The organism is Bacillus bingmayongensis, from assembly GCF_000299035.1.
GTDB lineage: Bacteria > Bacillota > Bacilli > Bacillales > Bacillaceae_G > Bacillus_A > Bacillus_A bingmayongensis.
Genome location: NZ_JH921517.1, coordinates 860,789 through 881,632, shown reverse-complemented (window position 1 = coordinate 881,632; position 20,844 = coordinate 860,789). Strand labels below are relative to the sequence as shown.

22 protein-coding genes and 1 pseudogene are annotated in these 20,844 nt (G+C 34.4%); 9 read left to right on the top strand and 14 right to left on the bottom strand.

What is annotated here, in order from left to right; genetic code table 11:
• Nucleotides 1-17 precede the first annotated feature (17 nt).
• Complete coding sequence (locus Y7E_RS0111610) at nucleotides 18-614, bottom strand: AAA family ATPase (RefSeq protein WP_017151422.1); 597 nt, start codon at nucleotides 612-614, stop codon at nucleotides 18-20.
• Nucleotides 615-874: 260 nt separating this feature from the next.
• Here Y7E_RS0111610 and Y7E_RS0111605 point away from each other — a divergent pair, with 260 nt between their 5' ends.
• Both Y7E_RS0111605 and Y7E_RS0111600 read left to right on the top strand, forming a co-directional pair.
• Nucleotides 875-1,171, top strand: a complete 297-nt coding sequence (locus Y7E_RS0111605) for a hypothetical protein (RefSeq protein ID WP_017151421.1) — start codon at nucleotides 875-877, stop codon at nucleotides 1,169-1,171.
• A gap of 104 nt (nucleotides 1,172-1,275) precedes the next feature.
• Nucleotides 1,276-1,707 (top strand): DUF2621 domain-containing protein, encoded by a 432-nt coding sequence (locus Y7E_RS0111600; protein WP_017151420.1) that lies wholly within the window; start codon nucleotides 1,276-1,278, stop codon nucleotides 1,705-1,707.
• A 26-nt stretch (nucleotides 1,708-1,733) separates the two neighbouring features.
• Here Y7E_RS0111600 and Y7E_RS0111595 read toward each other — a convergent pair whose 3' ends face one another.
• Both Y7E_RS0111595 and Y7E_RS0111590 read right to left on the bottom strand, forming a co-directional pair.
• Entirely contained in the window at nucleotides 1,734-2,240 is a 507-nt protein-coding gene (locus Y7E_RS0111595; RefSeq protein ID WP_017151419.1) for a CcdC family protein, read from the bottom strand.
• A gap of 89 nt (nucleotides 2,241-2,329) precedes the next feature.
• A complete protein-coding gene (locus Y7E_RS0111590; RefSeq protein ID WP_017151418.1) occupies nucleotides 2,330-3,037 on the bottom strand; it encodes a cytochrome c biogenesis CcdA family protein in 708 nt (235 codons plus the stop codon).
• Between the two features lie 662 nt (nucleotides 3,038-3,699).
• Here Y7E_RS0111590 and Y7E_RS0111585 point away from each other — a divergent pair.
• A complete protein-coding gene (locus Y7E_RS0111585) occupies nucleotides 3,700-4,608 on the top strand; it encodes an EamA family transporter (RefSeq protein WP_017151417.1) in 909 nt (302 codons plus the stop codon).
• 47 nt (nucleotides 4,609-4,655) lie between these two features.
• Here Y7E_RS0111585 and Y7E_RS0111580 read toward each other — a convergent pair whose 3' ends face one another.
• Nucleotides 4,656-5,972 (bottom strand): ABC transporter substrate-binding protein, encoded by a 1,317-nt coding sequence (locus Y7E_RS0111580; RefSeq protein WP_237741384.1) that lies wholly within the window; start codon nucleotides 5,970-5,972, stop codon nucleotides 4,656-4,658.
• 408 nt (nucleotides 5,973-6,380) lie between these two features.
• Between Y7E_RS0111580 and Y7E_RS0111575 the strand changes: the two genes are divergently transcribed.
• Entirely contained in the window at nucleotides 6,381-7,526 is a 1,146-nt protein-coding gene (locus Y7E_RS0111575; RefSeq protein WP_017151415.1) for a M20 peptidase aminoacylase family protein, read from the top strand.
• 46 nt (nucleotides 7,527-7,572) lie between these two features.
• On the opposite strand, the gene Y7E_RS0111570 is transcribed toward Y7E_RS0111575, so the two are convergent.
• The 3 genes from Y7E_RS0111570 to Y7E_RS0111560 form a co-directional block, all read right to left on the bottom strand.
• Nucleotides 7,573-8,520: an ABC transporter permease gene (locus Y7E_RS0111570; RefSeq protein WP_017151414.1), complete on the bottom strand. Its 948-nt coding sequence runs from the start codon at nucleotides 8,518-8,520 to the stop codon at nucleotides 7,573-7,575.
• A complete protein-coding gene (locus Y7E_RS0111565; protein WP_017151413.1) occupies nucleotides 8,513-9,424 on the bottom strand; it encodes an ABC transporter ATP-binding protein in 912 nt (303 codons plus the stop codon). Before Y7E_RS0111565 ends, Y7E_RS0111570 begins: the two co-directional genes overlap by 8 nt.
• 93 nt (nucleotides 9,425-9,517) lie before the next feature.
• Entirely contained in the window at nucleotides 9,518-10,093 is a 576-nt protein-coding gene (locus Y7E_RS0111560; protein ID WP_017151412.1) for an ABC transporter permease, read from the bottom strand.
• 186 nt (nucleotides 10,094-10,279) lie between these two features.
• On the opposite strand from Y7E_RS0111560, the gene Y7E_RS0111555 reads away from it, so the two are divergent.
• Nucleotides 10,280-10,888: a hypothetical protein gene (locus Y7E_RS0111555; RefSeq protein WP_017151411.1), complete on the top strand. Its 609-nt coding sequence runs from the start codon at nucleotides 10,280-10,282 to the stop codon at nucleotides 10,886-10,888.
• Nucleotides 10,889-11,033: 145 nt separating this feature from the next.
• Here Y7E_RS0111555 and alsR read toward each other — a convergent pair whose 3' ends face one another.
• Nucleotides 11,034-11,936 (bottom strand): acetoin biosynthesis transcriptional regulator AlsR, encoded by a 903-nt coding sequence (alsR, locus tag Y7E_RS0111550; protein ID WP_017151410.1) that lies wholly within the window; start codon nucleotides 11,934-11,936, stop codon nucleotides 11,034-11,036.
• A gap of 146 nt (nucleotides 11,937-12,082) precedes the next feature.
• Between alsR and Y7E_RS0111545 the strand changes: the two genes are divergently transcribed.
• Together Y7E_RS0111545 and Y7E_RS0111540 are read left to right on the top strand one after the other, a co-directional pair.
• Nucleotides 12,083-12,448: a CidA/LrgA family holin-like protein gene (locus Y7E_RS0111545; protein ID WP_017151409.1), complete on the top strand. Its 366-nt coding sequence runs from the start codon at nucleotides 12,083-12,085 to the stop codon at nucleotides 12,446-12,448.
• The gene (locus Y7E_RS0111540; RefSeq protein WP_017151408.1) at nucleotides 12,445-13,122 is read left to right on the top strand and encodes an LrgB family protein; all 678 of its coding nucleotides are present in this window, start codon (nucleotides 12,445-12,447) and stop codon (nucleotides 13,120-13,122) included. Before Y7E_RS0111545 ends, Y7E_RS0111540 begins: the two co-directional genes overlap by 4 nt.
• A gap of 205 nt (nucleotides 13,123-13,327) precedes the next feature.
• Here Y7E_RS0111540 and Y7E_RS0111535 read toward each other — a convergent pair whose 3' ends face one another.
• Nucleotides 13,328-14,968 carry a M20/M25/M40 family metallo-hydrolase gene (locus tag Y7E_RS0111535; RefSeq protein WP_017151407.1) on the bottom strand — a complete coding sequence of 547 codons (1,641 nt, stop codon included), beginning with the start codon at nucleotides 14,966-14,968 and terminating at the stop codon, nucleotides 13,328-13,330.
• 80 nt (nucleotides 14,969-15,048) lie between these two features.
• Entirely contained in the window at nucleotides 15,049-15,795 is a 747-nt protein-coding gene (locus Y7E_RS0111530; protein WP_017151406.1) for an IclR family transcriptional regulator, read from the bottom strand.
• A 267-nt stretch (nucleotides 15,796-16,062) separates the two neighbouring features.
• Here Y7E_RS0111530 and Y7E_RS0111525 point away from each other — a divergent pair, with 267 nt between their 5' ends.
• Nucleotides 16,063-17,487 (top strand): amino acid permease, encoded by a 1,425-nt coding sequence (locus Y7E_RS0111525; RefSeq protein WP_017151405.1) that lies wholly within the window; start codon nucleotides 16,063-16,065, stop codon nucleotides 17,485-17,487.
• A gap of 120 nt (nucleotides 17,488-17,607) precedes the next feature.
• Here Y7E_RS0111525 and Y7E_RS0111520 read toward each other — a convergent pair whose 3' ends face one another.
• On the bottom strand, nucleotides 17,608-18,042 hold the full coding sequence (locus Y7E_RS0111520) for an NUDIX hydrolase (RefSeq protein WP_017151404.1): 435 nt from the start codon (nucleotides 18,040-18,042) through the stop codon (nucleotides 17,608-17,610).
• A gap of 142 nt (nucleotides 18,043-18,184) precedes the next feature.
• Here Y7E_RS0111520 and Y7E_RS0111515 point away from each other — a divergent pair, with 142 nt between their 5' ends.
• The gene (locus Y7E_RS0111515) at nucleotides 18,185-18,385 is read left to right on the top strand and encodes a DUF3903 domain-containing protein (protein ID WP_017151403.1); all 201 of its coding nucleotides are present in this window, start codon (nucleotides 18,185-18,187) and stop codon (nucleotides 18,383-18,385) included.
• Nucleotides 18,386-18,692: 307 nt separating this feature from the next.
• Here the strand turns inward: Y7E_RS0111515 and Y7E_RS29555 are convergent.
• From Y7E_RS29555 to Y7E_RS32680, 3 genes and pseudogenes are all read right to left on the bottom strand, one after another.
• Nucleotides 18,693-19,275 (bottom strand): annotated as a pseudogene (locus tag Y7E_RS29555) (DUF2238 domain-containing protein).
• Nucleotides 19,276-19,305: 30 nt separating this feature from the next.
• Nucleotides 19,306-20,061, bottom strand: coding sequence for a sulfite exporter TauE/SafE family protein (locus Y7E_RS0111500; RefSeq protein WP_017151400.1), 756 nt, complete (start codon nucleotides 20,059-20,061; stop codon nucleotides 19,306-19,308).
• A gap of 114 nt (nucleotides 20,062-20,175) precedes the next feature.
• The gene (locus Y7E_RS32680) at nucleotides 20,176-20,322 is read right to left on the bottom strand and encodes a BC1881 family protein (protein ID WP_017151399.1); all 147 of its coding nucleotides are present in this window, start codon (nucleotides 20,320-20,322) and stop codon (nucleotides 20,176-20,178) included.
• Nucleotides 20,323-20,844 lie beyond the last annotated feature (522 nt).

The following is a 20,844-nucleotide window of genomic DNA, read 5'->3' as shown; positions in this document are numbered from 1 at the left end:
GCTTTATATTAAAAAACTTATTTAAGAACATTCCCCTCATATTTCTTCTCATTTAACCATTTCATGAAATACAACTCTGTTTCCCCTACTGTCGCTTCATCAGTATTCACATATGTAACTGGAAACTGTTTATACCACTGTTTTTCAGTATTTATTAACTCTAACTGCCCTTCAAATGTACTGCGTCTTCTCAACGTATCATTCTCCTTTCTCTCTTGCAATTTCTTTTTAGAAACATCCAAATAAAAAATTGCATTCGAACGACATTTTCTTAATTGATACAATTCATCTTTTAGTTCGTTTTCAATATCCCAATCCATCCCTATCAATTTTGGAAAATGTAGTGAATAAAACTCAATATCTTCCGGACCACGATCAAATATTAAAGTGCTCCCTCGTGCATTCTGAAATTCTTTTATTTTTGCCTCAATAAACATTTTTTGATTTGTAATAAACCCCTCTTTTGTGTAAATATCTAAATTTAATTTTTTTCTTTTTTCTACAATTTCATAAGGTTTTTCATATAATATGGGCAATCCACACTCTTCTAGTCTTCTTGCTAACGTTGTTTTTCCGCTTGCCATTGGTCCTTGAAGCGAAATAATATATGACATTTCTCCACCTCTTTCTATAAAAAACAAGTATCTTTTTACAATAAACGGAATTTTATAAACTATTAACAAAATACTTCATACCTTGTTTCCTATTTCTATCTAGCTTATAATAAAAAAACAGAGACGATTATGAACGCCTTTTATGTAAGCTTGGAAATCCAAGCTTACATTATTTTTTGCTTTCCCTTTCATTAGAAACAGGATATACTAATTTAGAACATATGTTCTTAATGATTACATATAGTAAGGAGATAGAACAAATGGTATACGATACAAAAGTAATTTCTTGGAACGAATCTTTAAAACAACTACAACGTCGCTACACAAATCAATCAGTGGATCGAAAACAATTTGAAGATGTTGAGCTCATGGAGTTCTTCCGCAATAACGACTACATTTCTCTTCCTACACATATTAGCGGCCTATCAACAAAACGTTTTACTTCTTACTCTATTTTCACAACTGAAGATAAAGATCGTAAAGTTGGTACACTTATCATTGAATATTTAGAAGATGATAATGATATATTGCGTGTCGAACAACTATACTTTGTTTAATTCATGACGCTTGGTCAAAATGGCCAAGCGTTCTTGCTTTCTATCAATCCCACTGCTTATAATACTAGTAAAAGGAAAACTGCTATCGTAAAGGGGGTATACACTTGCTCGAAGGATGGTTTAGTTGGTTTATTGTTACTTGGACTGTTATTTTACTAGGTCTTATGTCTATTGGTGGGTATTTTATGTTCCGAAAATTCTTGAAACGTCTACCGAAAGAAGACGGCATGTCTATTTTAGATTGGGAACAACACTATATCGAGCAAACACGGCATTTATGGGATGATGAGCAAAAACAATTATTAGAAGAACTTGTAAGTCCAGTCCCTGAACTTTTCCGCGATGTCGCAAGATCTAAAATTGCTGGTAAAATCGGAGAGCTGGCGTTAAAAGAAAAATCCTCAAAAATAACTGAAGATTTAATTATTAAAGGGTATATTGTAGCAACTCCTAAACGAGATCATAAATTTCTTATTAAAAAATTACAGGAAAAGCAAATTGATTATTCCCGTTATCAATCACTGCTAGCCAAATAAAAAACCTCAAGGAGTCTTGAGGTTTTTTACGTTAATTTCATATCTTTCTCATTATAAAATCCATCTTCTTTTTCCATTTCCTTTTGCAATTTCGTAAATGAGCGATACATTGCGATTCTCCAAGATATAATCATTGCAAAAGCCAGTAAGAAGAACATACCGCTTAGCTGTCCTAAATCAAGTGATTGACTCAAATATGTTTTAAACACAATACGTACAACGAGTAAACCAATTAAAATAAACACAAATGCTTTGGAGCGTTTTAAATAAATGTCTTGTCCACGCACTTCAAATTTAGATGTTTTAATAAGAAAAATTGAGAAAAACAAACCTACACCGATTGCTTCTAACATTTCTGCTGGTGTTAGGCGAAATTCCGGAAAAATGTACATCAGTGCCCCCGTACTCATAAAGAATGGCGGGAGAATAATTTTTTTCAATGTTGCAGGTTTCTTTGCTGCTTTTAAACGAATAAACATCGCACCAACAGCCATACAAACAGCAACAATACTTGATAAAAGAACTAAGTTCATACTTTCTCATCCTTTTTTGTGGCAATATGAAAATATAGTTTCATTATATGCTTTTCTGTTAGTATTTCCAACATTTTCACAGGATAATACTAAAAACCGGTGAAACCACCAAATAAACTTGAGAAATATGCAATAATTTTTGTCATCCAATTAAAGTATAAGAAAATACCCATAATAATCATAATATATCCGCCTACTTTTACAAACGTCCCACTATGTCGTTTAATCCAAGACATTTTCGTAATAAAAAATGAAAGTATAAAAAACGGTATTGCAAATCCAAGTATATAAGCAACCATATATAGCATTGCTGATTCTGGATTCGTAGTAGCCAATCCAATTACGGCTACTAAAATCGGCCCTGTACAAGGTGTCCAACCAGCAGCAAATGCCAAACCAATTAAAACAGATCCAATGTAGCCACTAGGACGATTTTTAAATGTAAATTTTCGATCTTGCATTAAAAACTTTGGCTTAAATACCCCCACAATTACAAGTCCGAATACAATGATGAATATTGCCCCTAACTGTCTTATTAAATCTTTATAATCTTGGAAAAATGATCCAATAAAACTTGTACCAAAACCAATTGCGATGAAGACAATTGAAAATCCAAGTAAGAAAAACGCCGTATGTATCATACTTCTTTTACGAAGCATCGCATTTTCTTCTTTTAATTCAGAAACTGACATTCCCGTTATGTAAGATAAAAACGCTGGATAAAGCGGTAAGCAACACGGGGAAATAAATGATAAAAAACCGGCCCCAAATGCTAAAAAAATATTAATATCTTGCATCCTTTCACTCCTCTCCTCTTCAATATTGTAGCAAAAATGAAAGAAAATACTATGTACAATTCATGAATTCACCATTTACAACATTTTAATAAGAAAAAAATAGCTGCACACTGCTATACAAATAAAAAAAACGACATAAAACCCTACTTTTTAGATGGAAGAGAACGTCCCGCCATGCATAGAGACGGTCAGATCCTTTTCCGGCCCCATGCCAAGTAAAAACAAAGAGAGAAAACAAGTAGCGGTTACCTTTTGTTATCCATAGCCGCGGCTTATATATCAAAAAATCAAAATGGATTTATATATTTTTTCTGAAGCGTTTTCATTTTTCTTCTATTATAAATATATTCTATTATTCATTAACATATCAAAGCTTCTTCCAAACAACAAATTATTTGTATACGATATCTCTGTATGCTATACATTTCCTGTAAAAAAATATTTTTTTTAAATGATAACTTTATACAGCTCGTTCCTTATCTGACAATACTTCTATAATTATAAATTTCAAGATTATACATAAATATCATACTTTTATTATTATTCTATAAAATGTCGCACTTTTCTTTCATTTGACCCTTCATTTTTAATTTTGTATACTTCCATCTAGTTATATATGTCCGTTTTGGAACAATTTAATATATAAGATGGGAGGAATTTTCATGCTTCGTTATTCTCTTTTAGTTTTATTAGGAGCATGTAGCTATGGAATTTTAGCTATCTTTGTTAAACTTGCATACGCAGAAGGCTTTTCACTTGGAGAAGTAATCGGTAGTCAATATTTGTTCGGTTGGTTTATTTTGCTTGGCATTACACTCCTATTTTCTAGACATCGTGTTCCACTTAAACAAATGCTTATTTTATTTGTCGCTGGAACATCAGCAAGTTTTACTGGTATCTTTTACTATGCTTCACTAAAAACTGTACCGGCATCTATTGCTATTATCCTTTTATTCCAGTTCGTTTGGGTTGGCATAATTATTGAAGCTGTAGCAACAAAAACATTACCGTCAAGAGAGAAAGTTATTTCTGTTCTCTTTTTACTTGCGGGTACATTCTTATCGAGCGGATTATTAGAAAAATCAGCAGGTGATTTTGATACAACAGGAATCATATTGGGTCTACTATCTGCTGTCACATTTGCAACCTACATTTTTGTCAGTGGTAAAGTTGCTGTCGAAGTACCATCATTACCACGAGGCGTTCTCTTAATGGCTGGCGCTTTAACTTTAGTAATGATCGTATTCCCACCAACATTTATTTTTAATGGGGCGATTTCGCAAGGACTTTGGAAATATGGTTTAGGGCTAGGAACGTTTAGTATTGTTATCCCATCCATCGCCTTCACAATCGGAATTCCAAAAATCGGTTCCGGCTTAGCTACTATTCTTGGTGCAGCCGAACTACCTGTTACAACGATTATGTCTGTATTTGTTTTAAAAGAAGCGGTACTCTCTTCTCAATGGCTCGGTGTGGCGCTTATTTTAATTGGAATTGCAATTCCACAAATTGCATATACGATGCGCGGACGTTATCGAAAACATCATACACACAAGAAAGTTGCTGTATAAACGAAAAGAGGCTTCTCATTTGAGAAGCCTCTTTTTAGTATTCCCTATTATTTTTTAGCTCGATTCGCAATCTCTAAAGCACGGTCCGTTTCTTTAGCCGCTTGGTCTAATGCTTGTTTTACATCAGTTCCTTCTATAATACTTTCCATTGCCTTTTGTACTTTTTGACGTGATTCTGGAAATACTGTAATTAATGCTCCTTGTGTTGCAGGTGATGCTTTCGAATCATGAAGTTGATTCACCGTTACTTGTAGTTGTGGATATTTCTCATATTCTTTTTTAACTAACTCTTCCTCGTACGCCTTTGGATTTACTGCAAAGTATCCTGTGTTTACATGCCACTCTGCTTGTACAGATGGAGTTGTCATATACTTCATAAACTCCCAAACCGCTTTTTGTTTATCCTTCCCGATATCTTTTGCCATCCATAATGATGCTCCGCCAATAATAACACCTTCTCTTTGAACATCTTCGGGATAAGGAAGATAAGCTACACCAACTTGAAACGGTGCATTGTTAATCATATCCTTAACGCCAGCTGAAGAATCTAAGTACATCGCTGTTTTTCCCGCTAAAAAAGCAGCCCGTGTATTATCCCAATCCGAACCGTAATTACCATTAACCCCTTCTTTATTCAACTTGTTAATAAAATCTAAAATTCTTTGTCCTTCTTTCCCATTAAAAGTTGCTTTCGTTGCTGCTTTAGCACGACCATTATCGTTATTTACATATGTTCCGCCTTGAACTGCTAACATTTCTTCAAAAAACCAAGTATCTAATAAATAAGTAAATCCATAGCGATTTACTTGATTTCCTTCTTTTTTTATTAATTTCTTGGCTGCTTCCTCTACTTCTTTAAATGTTTTTGGGGCTTGTTCTGGATCTAATCCAACTTCCTTAAATGCATCTTTGTTATATACCATAACAGGTGTAGAAGAGTTAAACGGCATCGAATATTGTTTTTTATCCACTGTATAATAACTACGAATATTTGGCTCCCATTGAGACACATCATACTTATCTTGATCTATGAACTTTTGAACGGGTTCAATTTTCCCACTATCAATCATATATTTTGTTCCGCCATCAAATACTTGCATAATATCCGGCGCGTCCTTTGTACCTGCAATATTTTTGTACTTAATAAACGATTCATCATATGTACCTTGGAATAACGCTTTTACTTCTACTTTATCTTGAGATTGATTATACTTTTGAACAATTTGTTCTAAAACTTCTTTTGTTTTCCCACCCATTGCATGCCAAAATATAACCTCTGTTTTTCCACCGTTCGTTTTTTCACTGTTCTCCTTAACTTTTGACTGCTCTTTCCCAGAAACATTCGAATTGGAGCACGCTGTCATCAAAAACAAAATACATAGTGATATAATAGCAATAAATCTTTTACCCATACTTCTCAATTTTCCTCCCCCTTTTCATACAAAAAGACCATAAATAACAAGAGCGATTTCAAAATATTCTCCGCTGCGTTATACCATAGTCTCTCGTCCCTACACTAATTTTGTATGTATTTTCGTTTACATTTTTTAGTATATCTTGCATTTATGAATTTCTTGTAAATAATGATCATAAAATGTAAAAGATACAATATTTATATGTAAAAAATTGTAAAGATTACTTGAGAGATATTTTTTTCTTATAGATTCATTAAATGTACTAAATTCCTATATAATTACTAATGAATATATTTCTTTATTTTCATATAATTAAAATATAAATTGAAGTTTATCTTGAGAAAGAAGGAAAAATAGATGACATTCATCACAAATCAATTCACAGAAAAACTAATCTCCATCCGGCGTCACTTACACCAATATCCAGAACTATCTTACGAAGAATTCAAAACAACAAAAGCAATACGTAACTGGTTAACCGAAGCTGACATCACAATTATTGCTTCTGATTTAAAAACTGGCGTAATCGCAGAAGTTTCCGGTAATAAAAATGGGCCACTTATTGCGCTCCGTGCTGATATTGACGCTCTTCCTATACAAGAAGAAACTAAGTTATCTTACGCTTCTAAAAACTCCGGTAAAATGCATGCATGTGGGCATGATTTTCACACAGCATCCATTCTCGGTGCTGCCTACTTATTAAAAGAAAATGAATCTTTGCTTAACGGAACTGTTAGGTTCATATTCCAAGCTGCTGAAGAAAGCGGAAATGGAGCATGCAAAGTAATAGAAGCTGGTCATTTAGAAAACGTACAAGCCATTTTTGGTATGCACAATAAGCCCGATTTACCAGTTGGTACAATTGGTATAAAAGATGGGCCACTTATGGCCGGCGTCGATCGTTTTGAGATTGAAATACAAGGAGTTGGAACACATGCAGCTGTGCCTGATGCTGGTGTTGATCCGATTGTTGCCTCTTCTCAAATTGTTATGGCATTGCAAACAATTGTAAGCCGAAATGTAAGTTCTTTTCATAACGCTGTCGTTAGTGTAACGAACATTCATTCAGGAAATACATGGAACGTTATCCCTGAAAAAGCAACTTTAGAAGGAACCGTTCGTACATTCCAATCTGAAACACGTCAAAGAATACCAGAACTGATGGAACGTATTATCAAAGGGGTTTCTGATGCACTAGGTGTTGAAACAAAATTACATTGGTATCCAGGTCCTCCTGCCGTTCATAATGATAGCGAGCTTACAGAATTATCAATTGCCATCGCTCACAAAATAGGACTTCAAATTATTTCACCAAAACCTTCGATGGCCGGAGAAGATTTTTCATTTTACCAACAAGAAATACCTGGTTCGTTCGTCTTTATGGGCACAGCTGGTACACAAGAGTGGCATCATCCGGCCTTTACATTAGATGAAAGAGCATTACCTATTAGCGCACAATATTTTGCTTTATTAGCTAAGGAAGCTATTAACAAATTACGATAAAAAAAGCCGTTAAGATCATTCTTCTTAACGGCTTTTTCATCTATTATTATGTTAAATCGCGCTTTAAAAATACAGTATAGGAAATGCCTAAAAATACAAGTAAATATACGAGAAGCATACAAGACGCAAATGGGAATGTTACACCTTGAATGAAACTACCACCACTATTTAAGATTCCATATAAATCTGTATTAGCTGGTAATAAAAATTTCATCCATTCGTACCTAGACGCTGGTATTAAAATAATCCCTCCAGATAACGCCACGAATAAGGAAATACCAATTGCTCCTCCGCTTGATCTCGTTAAAACAGAAATCATAAAAGCAAATGCTGCGTACACAAGAGTTGGGAACCATTCTAATATATAATACTCACTCACATCAACAAATATATTTTGCTGAACGATATTACCATTTTGTACGATAAATTCCACCCATGCAGGCTGTTGAAATTTATAAATAATAAACCCAAATAAAAGCGAGAAAACCATATTAAATATAAACAATAAGGCAGAGAAAATAACAATTGCAATATACTTCGCTGTTAAAATTTTAAATCGACTTGCCGGACGAATCATTAAAAATTTATAAGTTCCCCAATTGTACTCGTTCGCAAAAGTTGTACTTGCATATACGAGAATAAATGGTAATAAAATTGGAAACACAATTAAGCCTGTATCTCTCATAAAAGTTAGAGGTGAATCGCCTGCTGGTGGAGTATTTGTATCTAAATGCTTCATTTTCAACTGATACTCTTTGACAAGCTCATCCCCCGATCTTTGATTGATAATATCCTGTTTTGTACTCTCAAGTTTTTTTTCAATTTCTGTCGTTCTTTCTGTATATTCTACTTTCCAATCACCCGACGAAGATGGAAAATATTTAACTGACACCCATCCTAAACCGATAACTAGAATTGTAATAACGGCAAACGGAATAATCGTTCGCTTCTGCTTAAAAATTTTATATATTTCATTATAAACTAAATTAAACAATATCCTTGCCTCCTGTTAATTCTAAAAACTTCTCTTCTAATGTTTTTCTTTCTTCATATACGCGATAAATACGAATACCTTTTTCCGTTAATGTACGAATCACATTTGGAATCTCTTCATTTTTCACAGTCATAATCAACTCATTATCTTGAATCGTGATATCATGATTTAAAAGTTCCGCTGCTCGTTTCACATCGTCCACACGTATATGTATCGTCTCCATCTCCAAGCTTTCATCTCGCTGAATATTTTGCGTTGCCACATATTCTCCATGCTGAATAATGATAACCCGATCACACATTAATTCGACTTCAGATAATAAATGACTCGATACAAGAACTGCTTTTCCTTGTTCATGTGCAATTTTCTTTATGTACATTCGCATTTCATGGATACCATTTGGATCTAATCCATTTGTTGGTTCATCTAAAATGAGTACATCTGGATTATGTACGAGCGCTTGCGCAATTCCTAATCGTTGTCTCATACCAAGCGAATATGCTTTTACTTTACGATCAATAACTTGTCCCATACCTAGTAGTTGAACGACTTCATCAATGCGTTCTTCTGTAACATTGCCATTCATACGTCCAAAATATGTCAAGTTTTCATAACCACTTAAAAAAGGATAGAATTCTGGATTTTCAATTACAGCACCAATTTTTGCAGCTGTACTTTCAAACTCTTGTTTTACAGATTGGCCGTCTATCCATACTTCGCCTTCAGTCATGCTAATCATCCCAACCATCATGCGCATTAATGTTGTTTTCCCAGCACCATTTGGTCCTAACAAACCAACAACTTCACCTTTTTTCACTTCAAAGCTTATATTTTCTACTAATGTCTTTGAACCGATTCGCTTTGTTAGTTGTTCTACTCTCACTATCGATTGTTCATTTACCATTCTATACAACCTTTCTCTCCAACACTTTTTTCAGTTCCTTACACTGTATCATGATTATTTCCCACTGTAAAACGAAGAAAAAGACATGATGCCTCATGCCTTTTCCTCGACTTTATTTAATTGTTCACATTTAAATTCTTCAATAAACTTATAACATTGCCATATTGATAATAGGATGATTATAACGACCAACATCGCTGTTACCGATAATGCATATAACGTAATAGGCACGCTATTTATTCCATGCCCCCCCATTAACTTTATAAAAATTACTGTAAATAACTTCAAAAATAGCACCCCATGAATGCAACCAAAAAGGACTGCTCCTCCATAAATCAACAACTGCTCCTGACAGAACAAACAAAAAATTTTTCTTTTTTTCATACCGGCAGTTTCGTACAACAGTAATTCCTGTTTCCTGTTTTTTAAGAATCTATTTGTCATCTGGTATGTAACAGCAGTGCATACGAAAAACAACAGTATTTCCCCATAATATAGTGGAGCTAACAGAGACGGTGTATGTTGCATTTTTTCTATTACTGCTTCATTAGATTGAACAGATATGATAAAGAAATATAGCATTGTACTCATTGCAATCCATATAAATTGCTTTAATCTTTGGGCAGCATAGTTTTGTATATTTTTCTTTGCTAACCGAAATAAAGACATAAAGATTCCCCTACCTTACTTTTTAACGTCCAGCATCCTATACTACTAGTATATAAAAATATGACCTTTTTAACATCGAACTACAATCGGAATCTTTACTAAGCCTTAAGTCGTAGAAAGGGAACCGTTTTTTAAGTACAGGAAATTTTTCAAATGTATATAATAGCTTCGTATAGGGGGGATTATATGAAAAGAAAATGTTTTCTGCTTTTACTCTTATTTGTTATTCCCTTCACCAGCTGTAGTCTTCAAAAAAATAATACCTCTTTTATAACCGTTAAACCTTATGAATTATCAGAAAAAGAATCCAATATTTTAGAGATATTCCCCGTACCGCAAGGAAATATTCATTTTTATGAGGTTGCTCCTTTAAATAAACAAGATGAAATACATACAACAATTGAATATTACCAAAACGGAAAAAAAGTAAAAGATATCGCTTGGTTGTCTTCTTCACACTTTCAAGAGAAAACAGTTAAACTTTCTTTTGGACAACAAACTTTCAATCTTGACAACGAAACACACGAAACGCGGCAATGGTTTATGCATATTGGGGGCAATTCATACAAAGGTTTTGAAGATTTAACGCTGAACATTACTGATTCTACATTCGCACAAATTAGTGAACCAAAAAAAATAAAATATAATACAAAAATTACTATTGCTGTTTGGGTTAATAATTTAAATCCAGAATCTACTTCCGTCCTTTTCCCAGACAACAAAAAAATATTAGAACAATTAATCCAAAAAAATGAGCATGTTTATTTATATAGTATCGAGATAAAAAGGAAATAGAAACTTCGTGCTATGTACGCCCAACATTCATCCCCTCCCTACCACCTAGTCTATGTCCTGCACATGCTTAAGGAAGGGGATTTCTGCTGGAGTACTGTTAAAAATAATAATTGCAACCATAAGTGATCTTTATAATCTTATCATTTTAATTATTATCCTCAACTTCTATTCGCTTTTTCTTCCTTGCAATTTTTAAAAACTCTAACAGCTCAGGATTGCTATTTGTTTTCCGATACGCCACTGACATTTCAGCTACAAATTTAGAATCATATATCGCCTTGTACACTACTTCTGTTTTATATAACTTATTTGCAGATACCGGAATAACAGTTATACCAATTCCTGCAGCTACAAGTCCCATAACAGTTTGATACTCTGTTGCCTCTTGCACAATGTGTGGACTGAATCCAGCGCCCCTACATAACGATAAAATTGTGTCGTATAATGCAGGCCACACTGGTCTAGTTATAAATACAAATGGCTCATCTTGTAAATCCTCAATATGAATTTCTTCTTTTTCCGCTAGCGGATGAGCCTTTGGTAAACATAATGTACATGAAAGCTTTTGGATAGGCTCTAATTCTAACAATTGAGTCGTAATTGGTGGACGTAAAAAACCAACATCAATTCGGTTTTCATGAAGAGCATTAACTTGTTCAGGTGTAGATAATTCATGTAACACAACAGATACTCTCGGGAACTTTTCTCGATATTCTCGAACAATGGAAGGTAAAATATCATATATTGCAGCTCCTACAAATCCGATTGATAGTGATCCAACTTCTCCTCTTTGTGCACTTTGTGCAACCTCAACTGCTTTTTCAATTTGATCAAACGCTTTTTTTACTTCTTTTAAAAACATTTCTCCCGCTTCTGTCAGTTCAACTTTCCGCTTCGTTCTTGAAAATAATGTAACTCCCATTTCTTTCTCTAATTGCTGAATTTGTTGACTTAGCGGTGGCTGTGTCATTTGTAAACGAGCAGCTGCTCGCCCAAAATGTAACTCTTCTGCTACAACAACAAAATATTGCAAATGCCGTAATTCCATTTCGGATCCCCTTTTCGATTAATATGTATAATAAATTAATAACATATAATTTATATATTAGACAAATATTTTGAAAGGACGTATAGTAGAAATTGTTAATTTTTTTTACAATTTTTATGAAAAAAAAGAGAAAGAGGTGTTACTGTATGAAATGGTGGAAATTAAGCGGTCAAATCTTACTATTATTTTGTTTCGCTTGGACAGGTGAATGGATCGCAAAACAGGCACACCTCCCAATTCCAGGAAGTATTATCGGGATTTTTTTATTGTTAATTTCATTAAAATTTAACCTAGTGAAAAAAGAGTGGATACAAGACGGCGCAGACTTTTTATTAAAAGAACTTATCTTATTCTTCATTCCTTCTGCTGTGGCTGTCATTCGTTACAGAGATACATTATCACAATATGGTATCGATCTCATTTTGATTATCATGATTAGTACCCTTTGTGTAACACTTGTAACTGGAATCTTAACAGAACTGCTATTAAAGCGGAAAGGATCAGCACAATGATCGGCTTTTTTTGTTTGCTATTAACACTATTAACATATTGGATTGCTAAGAAACTATATCAGCGCTGGAATTGGAGTATACTTTCACCACTTCTCGTTTGTCCAATTGTTTTAATCGCGTTATTACTTGGACTAGATACATCTTATGAAACATACGATTCTGGTGGTCACTGGCTAACTGAACTATTAAAGCCAGCAACAGTAGCTTTTGCATGGCCCATCTATAAATACTTTAATTTATTAAAAAAACACGCAAGTGCCATTTTAATTAACGTAATTGTTGGTTCATTTTTATCAGTGATTACTTCAGCCCTACTAGCAAATGCTTTTCACATTGATTCATCACTAGAACATAGTTTGGCGCCGCACATCGTAACAACACCAATTGCAATGGCAATCTCAGAAATGATTGGTGGTATGTCGCAATTAACAGCAGTATTTGTTGTACTTACAGCACTAACTGGAGCGCTCTTAGGCCCTTCTCTGATTCGCATATGCCGGATTAAAACAGCCATCGCCAAAGGTATTATGCTAGGTACTAGTGCAAACGGAACCGGTACTTCAAAAGCATTTGAAATCGGACCAGTTGAAGGTACAATTGCAAGTTTATCCATGCTTCTAACAGCTGGAGCAAGTTTAGTCATCGTACCACTCTTCTTATCCTGGTTACATTAAACAGCACTATACTCTCCGGACAATAACGCTCCCACCTCAACATTCAGCGAAAGTAAAGAAATGAGGTGAGGGATGAACAGTCTGTAAAAGCCCGATTGATGAGAATTTTGGATCGAACAGAATTATTACAAAAAAAGGATAGAAACTGTAGAATAATACTACAGTTTCTATCCTTTTCTTAATTTTAATTAGAATTTCGATTTAACTATGGCTGTGTAATCTTATTAGGAACAAGTAATTTTTCAATACATATAGGTAACATATCTAATAGCGTTTCAAATGCGTAATTTACGTCCAGACGTTCCGTCCATTGATGTGCATCTTTTCCTACTGGCCCCATATTTAATACTGGAACATCAAACTCTTCTAATTCCTGGAGTGGAATCGAATAACCTTTATTCCATAATGGCATATTGTCTACAAGTGAACTCATCGAATCAGCTGGGTATTGTAAGCCGACATAACTCAAATCTGAAATTCCCCCAAAATAATTTTGATTTTTAAATGTAATTCCATGATTGTAGTGAGCATATCTTTCCATTTCCACAACTACCTCTTTAATTAAAGAATTGCGGCGGGAACTCACAGCTGGATAGTACGGCGGGGCAAAGAAAAGTACAATCATCGGTGCCTTTTCTTTACATAAAATAGCTAATTTATCAACTAAATCAATTGTTACCGCACGATCATCTTTATCTTCCCTATTTTTTATAACAGTAGATTGAATATCATCTATTTTTTCTTGCCCATGTTGTTCAATTGCATAAGCGATAAGCTCTTCATATGTTAATACATTTACTTTGAGATTAGGTGGTATGAACGGATTATACTTAGAAAAACGATATGCTTGCTTCTCATACGACTCTTCGATTTTCTCTGCTACTTTCGTTACCTTTTGATGTAACAACGAGATTACATCTGTCATCGTTTTTTCTAGTAAGAACAAGTTAAATAATGTGACTGCACGATGAGGAATTTGTACAGAATAATCCTCCTTTAAGTCCCTTTGAAACAAATTAGTTGGTGGAGGACTCGCTTCACCTTCTACAATATCACAAAGTTCCGTATTCAACTCTAATTCAGCTGTTAATAATGAAGCCATATAATTCGCATTTAATCCTGCAAAGGGTTCGCCTACATGTGTCTCTTTTCCATAACAAAGAAAACCAGGTAACACCTTACCAATGGAACCAGTGTAAATATACTTATTTTGATCACCAGGATGACGCGTAAACATAGGCTCTGAATTTAGAACCGTTTTATATTCTAAGTTATGTTCTTTTGCTAAATCTAATAATCTTGGAACAGCAGCTCTCATCCCTACAGAGTTTACTTCTTCATCTGGAACAGCTAATAAAAGGACATTCCCATCAAATCTTCCTTCACAAGCTTGCTCAACCATCGCCATTTGCAAAGCTAGACCGCATTTCATATCCATAGTTCCTCTACCAAATAGCCACTCCCCTTGTTCTATATCTTCACGTACATGATCTGGTAGCTCATCTTTATGGGAATAAAACATAGATGTTAGTTTTTTAGGATGAAATGCATCTGCTTTCCACACTCCATAATCCTGTACATCTACAACGTCAAAGTGACTAACAAGAATTACGGTATTTTTTGTATTATTATTTTTCTTTACTAGAGCAGTAACGAAATAACGTCCATCTCCCGTCGTTTTTTTTTGCAAATGATGCGGATTTTGTTTGAAGTAATCTAAAGCAGATAATTGTTCCACAACAAAATCTGGCAATATAACTTCAGCTTCCGACCCAGTAATACTAGGAATTTCAACAAGATCGCTTAATAATTGAACCAATTGTTCTTTTGATTGCCACTTTGACATATAAATCCTCCCTATTTTTCCACATAATGAAATTCGTTTCCGTTATACGAATAAAAAATGACGACAGGCTATCAAAATTATTATTCTGATGTTCTGCCGATTTTTATTGATATTTCACTAGCTGCTTGCTTTATTTTACTAATAAGAAAAGATAGTCGATCATCGTTAATACGATGACTAATTAACCCAATACTTAATGCTCCTACTACTTTATGATTAAATCCTATAATAGGTGCAGCTACTGAAGCTGTTCCTTCTGTTTTCTCCCCATAACTCACAGCATATCCTTCATTTCTTATCTGCTTTAGTTGATCAAAAAGAACTTGCTTTTGTTCTGGTAAAGAAGAAAGTAAATGTTCTACAATGTGTTCCATTTCATTCGTTTTCATATTGGCAAGCATCGTTTTATTTGCGGCGCCAGTCGAAAGAGGAATCTGTTCCCCTAAGTTATCGATAACTCGAATTTTTAACGGGCTATCCACTCTTTCAATAATAATAGAATGTGTTCCATTTGGAATATTCAAGTAAACACTTTCTTCAACTTCAGAAGCCAAACGCTTCATCACTTCTCTTGCAACCGATCTGTAGTCTACCTTCTCTAATTGGCGTAATCCTATTTCCATCCACATTGGTCCAGTTGTGTACTGTTTTGTTTCTGAAATTTGCGTAACTAATCCATGCTCCATCAGAGAGTTAAGTAACCTATGTACTGTACTAACCGGGAGATGTGTTCTATCAGCTATATCAGAAATAGCCCAATATTCTTTGTTATTTGTAGAATTCAATAACTTAATAATACCTATCGCTCGATCAATGGACTGTACCATAACTCGCCTCAACTTTACTTGTAATATGTTCGTAACCTTAATTAACTATCAATTTAGCAAAAATCCAAACTGAAATCAATGAAAATATAAAATTTTCAAAACAATAAAAATACAATATCTGAAATTTGAAAACGCAAACAAAAAAATATTGACTTTTCTTTTTAATTATCTGAAAATTAAAACAAGATTCTACATCACGGAACACATTCCACAATACGGAAAAATCATCTGATTTTCACCCTATCAATTATGAAAGTGAGGAAAACAATGACGCAATTAAGCAATACAAATAATGAATTAAAGCGCACGATGAAAAGTAGACATTTGTTCATGATTGCACTGGGTGGTGTAATTGGAACGGGGTTATTTAACGGATCTGGTTTTATTATAAGACAAGCTGGTCCTGGGGGATCCGTACTCGCCTTTATTGCTGGTGGATTATTAATGTATTTCGTTATGCTATGTCTTGGTGAGCTTGCTGTAGCAATGCCAGTTTCAGGTTCCTTCCAAGAATATGCAACCAAGTACATAAATCCCGCAACTGGGTTTACCATCGGATGGTTATACTGGCTAAGCTGGGCGAATACTACTGGCCTTGAATTTACAACTGCCGGTATTACAATGCAACGCTGGTTTCCTGATATTCCCGTATGGGTTTGGTGTTTAATATTTGGCGTTACAATATTTACCATTAACGCGTTATCCGCTCGTAGTTATGCAGAAACAGAATTTTGGTTTTCAAGTATTAAAGTATCTGCTATCATCGCTTTCATTATCCTTGGCGGCGCCGCTATGTTTGGTTTGATTGATTTAAAAGGCAATGAACCAGCACCGCTTTTTTCAAATTTCATAAATCATGGTGGTTTATTCCCAAATGGAATTGCCGCTATCTTACTAACAATGGTTACAGTTAATTATTCCTTTCAAGGTACGGAACTTGTCGGAATCGCAGCCGGTGAAAGTGAAAATCCTGCAAAAACTTTACCGCGTTCTATTAGAAATATTATATGGCGCACGATGTTTTTCTTCGTCTTAGCAATCTTTGTCCTCGTGGCTTTAATTCCTTGGGAACAAGCAGGATTAACAAAGAGCCCATTTGTTGCTGTATTTGATAACATAGGAATTCCATATGCAGCTGATATTATGAACTTTGTTATTCTTACTGCTGTTCTTTCTGTCGCAAACTCAGGGTTGTACGCCGCGACTCGAATGCTTTGGTCGTTATCAAAAAACGATATGGCTCCAGCCTTTTTAAAGAAATTATCATCGCGTGGGATACCCCTATACGCTTTAATCATGACGATAGCTATTTCTGCTTTTTCTCTTTTGACAAGTGTTGTAGCTGCTGAAACTGTTTACTTATGGCTGATTTCAATTTCCGGAGTCATTACAATCATTGTTTGGATGTCAATTTGCGTTTCTCAATTCTTTTTTCGCAAACATTATTTAGCCGAAGGTGGAAAATTAGAAGACTTAAAATTCAAAACTCCACTTTATCCTCTTGTACCAATTCTTGGTTTTGGATTGTATGGCATTATATTAATAAGTCTTATCTTTATCCCAGATCAAAGATTAGGAATCTATTGCACTGTACCATTCATCATCTTTTGTTATACCTACTATTACATCAAGATAAAGAAAAGAACTACTAATAACACTCATACAGAAAACAAAATTAGCGAAACATCGTAATACTATAATTAATACTCCCGATACATATAAGACCGCACATTACTCTTAATTAATGTGCAGTCTTATATCATTGGCGCTAATTCTATTACCTTTTGTGTAAACTAGTAAATTACCCTCCCTTCATTTTTTAGATACAGTTCCCCTATTTTCGTCCATACCATTTCCATACCTTAATAGCAACTCATAATCCTCTGGAAAGGCGAAAGAGATTTCTCTTAATTTATGAACATCCTTCCAATCAATCTCATAAATGAGTCCATCTGGATCTTGAATATTCATAGAACCTCCTATTTGTTTTACAAGATAATAATGTACATAAACGGGTATACCATATGTTATGCCCTTTTTTTCATATATTTTATTTATAATTTCTACATGATAGCCAGTTTCTTCCCAAACTTCACGAATACAACACTCTTCAAGCGTTTCTCCTTCTTCTTGTCCACCGCTTGGCACTGACCACCTTTTCGGCTCATCTTTCTTTCCTTGTAATACCATCAAAATTTCATTTCTTTCATTCACGCATATAGCTGCCGCTCCAATCCATCTTTTCATGTGTCTCTCCTCCCATACCTAATATTCTTTCTTACCCTATTCTTCTCCTTGAAAATAGAGGAAAATGCTGAGTTTGTAACGAAAGATTATATCAACTTCAAAGACAACTCATTCCTAGAAATTCAAGCGGAAGGATGAGAGTATGATTTCTAAATATGTTGTGGAGTGTGTCTTTTGTGAAGAAAACCGAAAATCTCGGCAAGCAACTGTCACCGTGTCTGCCACTTCTCATGCACTTGCCATTCAAAAAGTAAGAGATGAATGCAAACGCCGCTTTGGAAAAACACTGCTATTACAAACCGAAATTACCGAAGAATTATTTTTACACAAAAAAGAAAGCTGACCATGAATTGGTCAGCTTTCTTCATCCAATCATATTTTCACATGAAGATTAGGGGCATCCTCTTTAAGGATCGGGATTTTCCCATTATGTACGTTCCATAATGGGCATCGAACAATATATTTCTATACAATTAATATTGAATAGAATAGGGCAAAACTTGTTCGCATTTTTAGAAAAGGGATAGGGATATAATACTAGTAATACGTCGAATACTCGAACGTTACACCCATTATATTATAGTAAATCCTTTTATATGGGAAATATGAATTACTTACATAATTCATACGTAAAACATATTAATGAATTGCTATATAGTTTTCTTACCGCGGAAAACTATCATTGCTAATATCGCTCCAATTAACGCAAATATCATTTCCCATTGTGTATCCCAAACATCTCCTTGCGTTCCAAGAAATGCTTCTGCTCCTGTCCCCGTTAATTTTGCAACTGCACTCTCTAGCAACTCGTATAAATGCACTAAATGCTAAACAAACTGATATTACAAGTAGTTCTAACCATCCTTTTTTCTGAATCCCAACTACCTTTACAAGTATTTTCCTTATTAATAATGCAGGAACAAATCCTTGCATAAAATGCCCAACACGATCGTAGTAATTTCTTTCTAAATCAAAAGTATCACGAAGATAATTAAATAGTGGTACTTTTGCATATGTATAATGTCCTCCAATGAGCAATATTAACATATGAATCCAAATCTATATATATGTTAAAAATTGAAATCTCTGATATGTAGTAAGTAATATAAGTACTAAAATAACTGCGGGAGCTACCTCTAAACACCATGTAAAAAAATCGTTCAGATAGATTCCTGATATGAATAACGTAACCCAAAAACTTGCACATAGTAATTTGTGAAGATGAACCGTCACACCACTTTCCTCCCCAATATTTTATAGACCTTATTCCATTAATAACATACATCCAGCTAAAACAGGTGTCATAATCATCGAAAATTTCAAAATTGTACGAGGTGCATAGTTTGTAAACTTCGCTCCTAAATATGCTCCTAGCATCGTTCCAATTAAAACTTGTACTAATAATAAATAATCTAAATACCCTTCAGAGCTATATCCAATCCCACCACCAATGGCGATTGGTAGAATAATAAGCATTGTGGTCCCAACTGACTGTTGAATCGATAAACCTAACAACACCATGAGTCCTAGCTGAATAAAAGGTGCTGATCCAATCCCAAAAGCACCTGCTAATCCACCAGTTATTAAACCTAACAAAAGACATTTCCCTAATACAACAACAGATGCCTTCTCTCCTATGTTCATAGACATTTTCTTTTGATTTTGAAAAAAAAGTAATCGAATAAACATAAATATCGCTGATAAAAACAACATACTAGCTGTAAACCAATGAAGAAGATGCGCTGGAATCACCGCTCCAAATTTAGAACCAATATATGATCCAACAGCTCCAAATCCCCCAATAATGCTACCAATTTTCAATGTAACATTCCCTTCTCTGTAATGACTCACCACTCCAGAAAATGTTGTAAATGCCATTGCGGTTAGCGATGTCGCAAGAGCTATATGAATTGGAACTTGAAATACGAGAGTCAGTACACCAATAATAAATCCAGCTCCACCTGCTCCAACAAAACCTAATAAAACACCCATTAGAAACATTGTAATAATAATAGCCACTTTCTTTCCCTCCAATAGCTCTATTATCCAATATATTTCTTTTTTTAAGCAAATAAAAAAGCATCCACGCAGGATGCTTTTCACTATTTTTCTATATTCATCTTATGTACTCTGCTAATCTTGATTAATTAATATTACAGCTGGTCCAGATACCACCACTCCAACCACTTCAATTTTCTCAAATTCTTTAACTGTAATAGATATAACCCCTTCTCTTTCCATCAATTCCTTACTCAGGACCTCAGTCGGTATTTTCTTCACCGTCTTACCTCCTTTTCATTCTTGTTTCCTAAAACCTTTACTTTTCATTGGCAATATTTCGTCATGGAACTGGGATCTAAAATTATAACATTGTTCCAATGCATCTATATATACACTCTCCTTCCCATTTTCATTCCTTAATTCCATAAAGAATATATGATTCCTTTTTGTAACATATTGAAAAAAAATAAAAAAGCATCCTGTACGGATGCTTTCATCATTTTGATTCACGTGAAAATTTTGTATAGACACCAATACCTGCAAGCAGTACCCCTAATCCCGCGAACATAGTACCTAGGCCTAAAAAGAATGAACCGAGTGTTTGTAAATCTTCCATATATGTATCCTATTTTCTATTATCTTTATATTCAATAAATTCATTATATATCATTTTCCATTTTTATTCCATCTATTTTTATAACGTCGTACTAAATCTGCGAAATTTAAAATTTATTTCAAATATTTCCCAACAAAAAACAGAAGACCCCCAATCTTATATGTCTTCTGTTCCTTATTTCATAC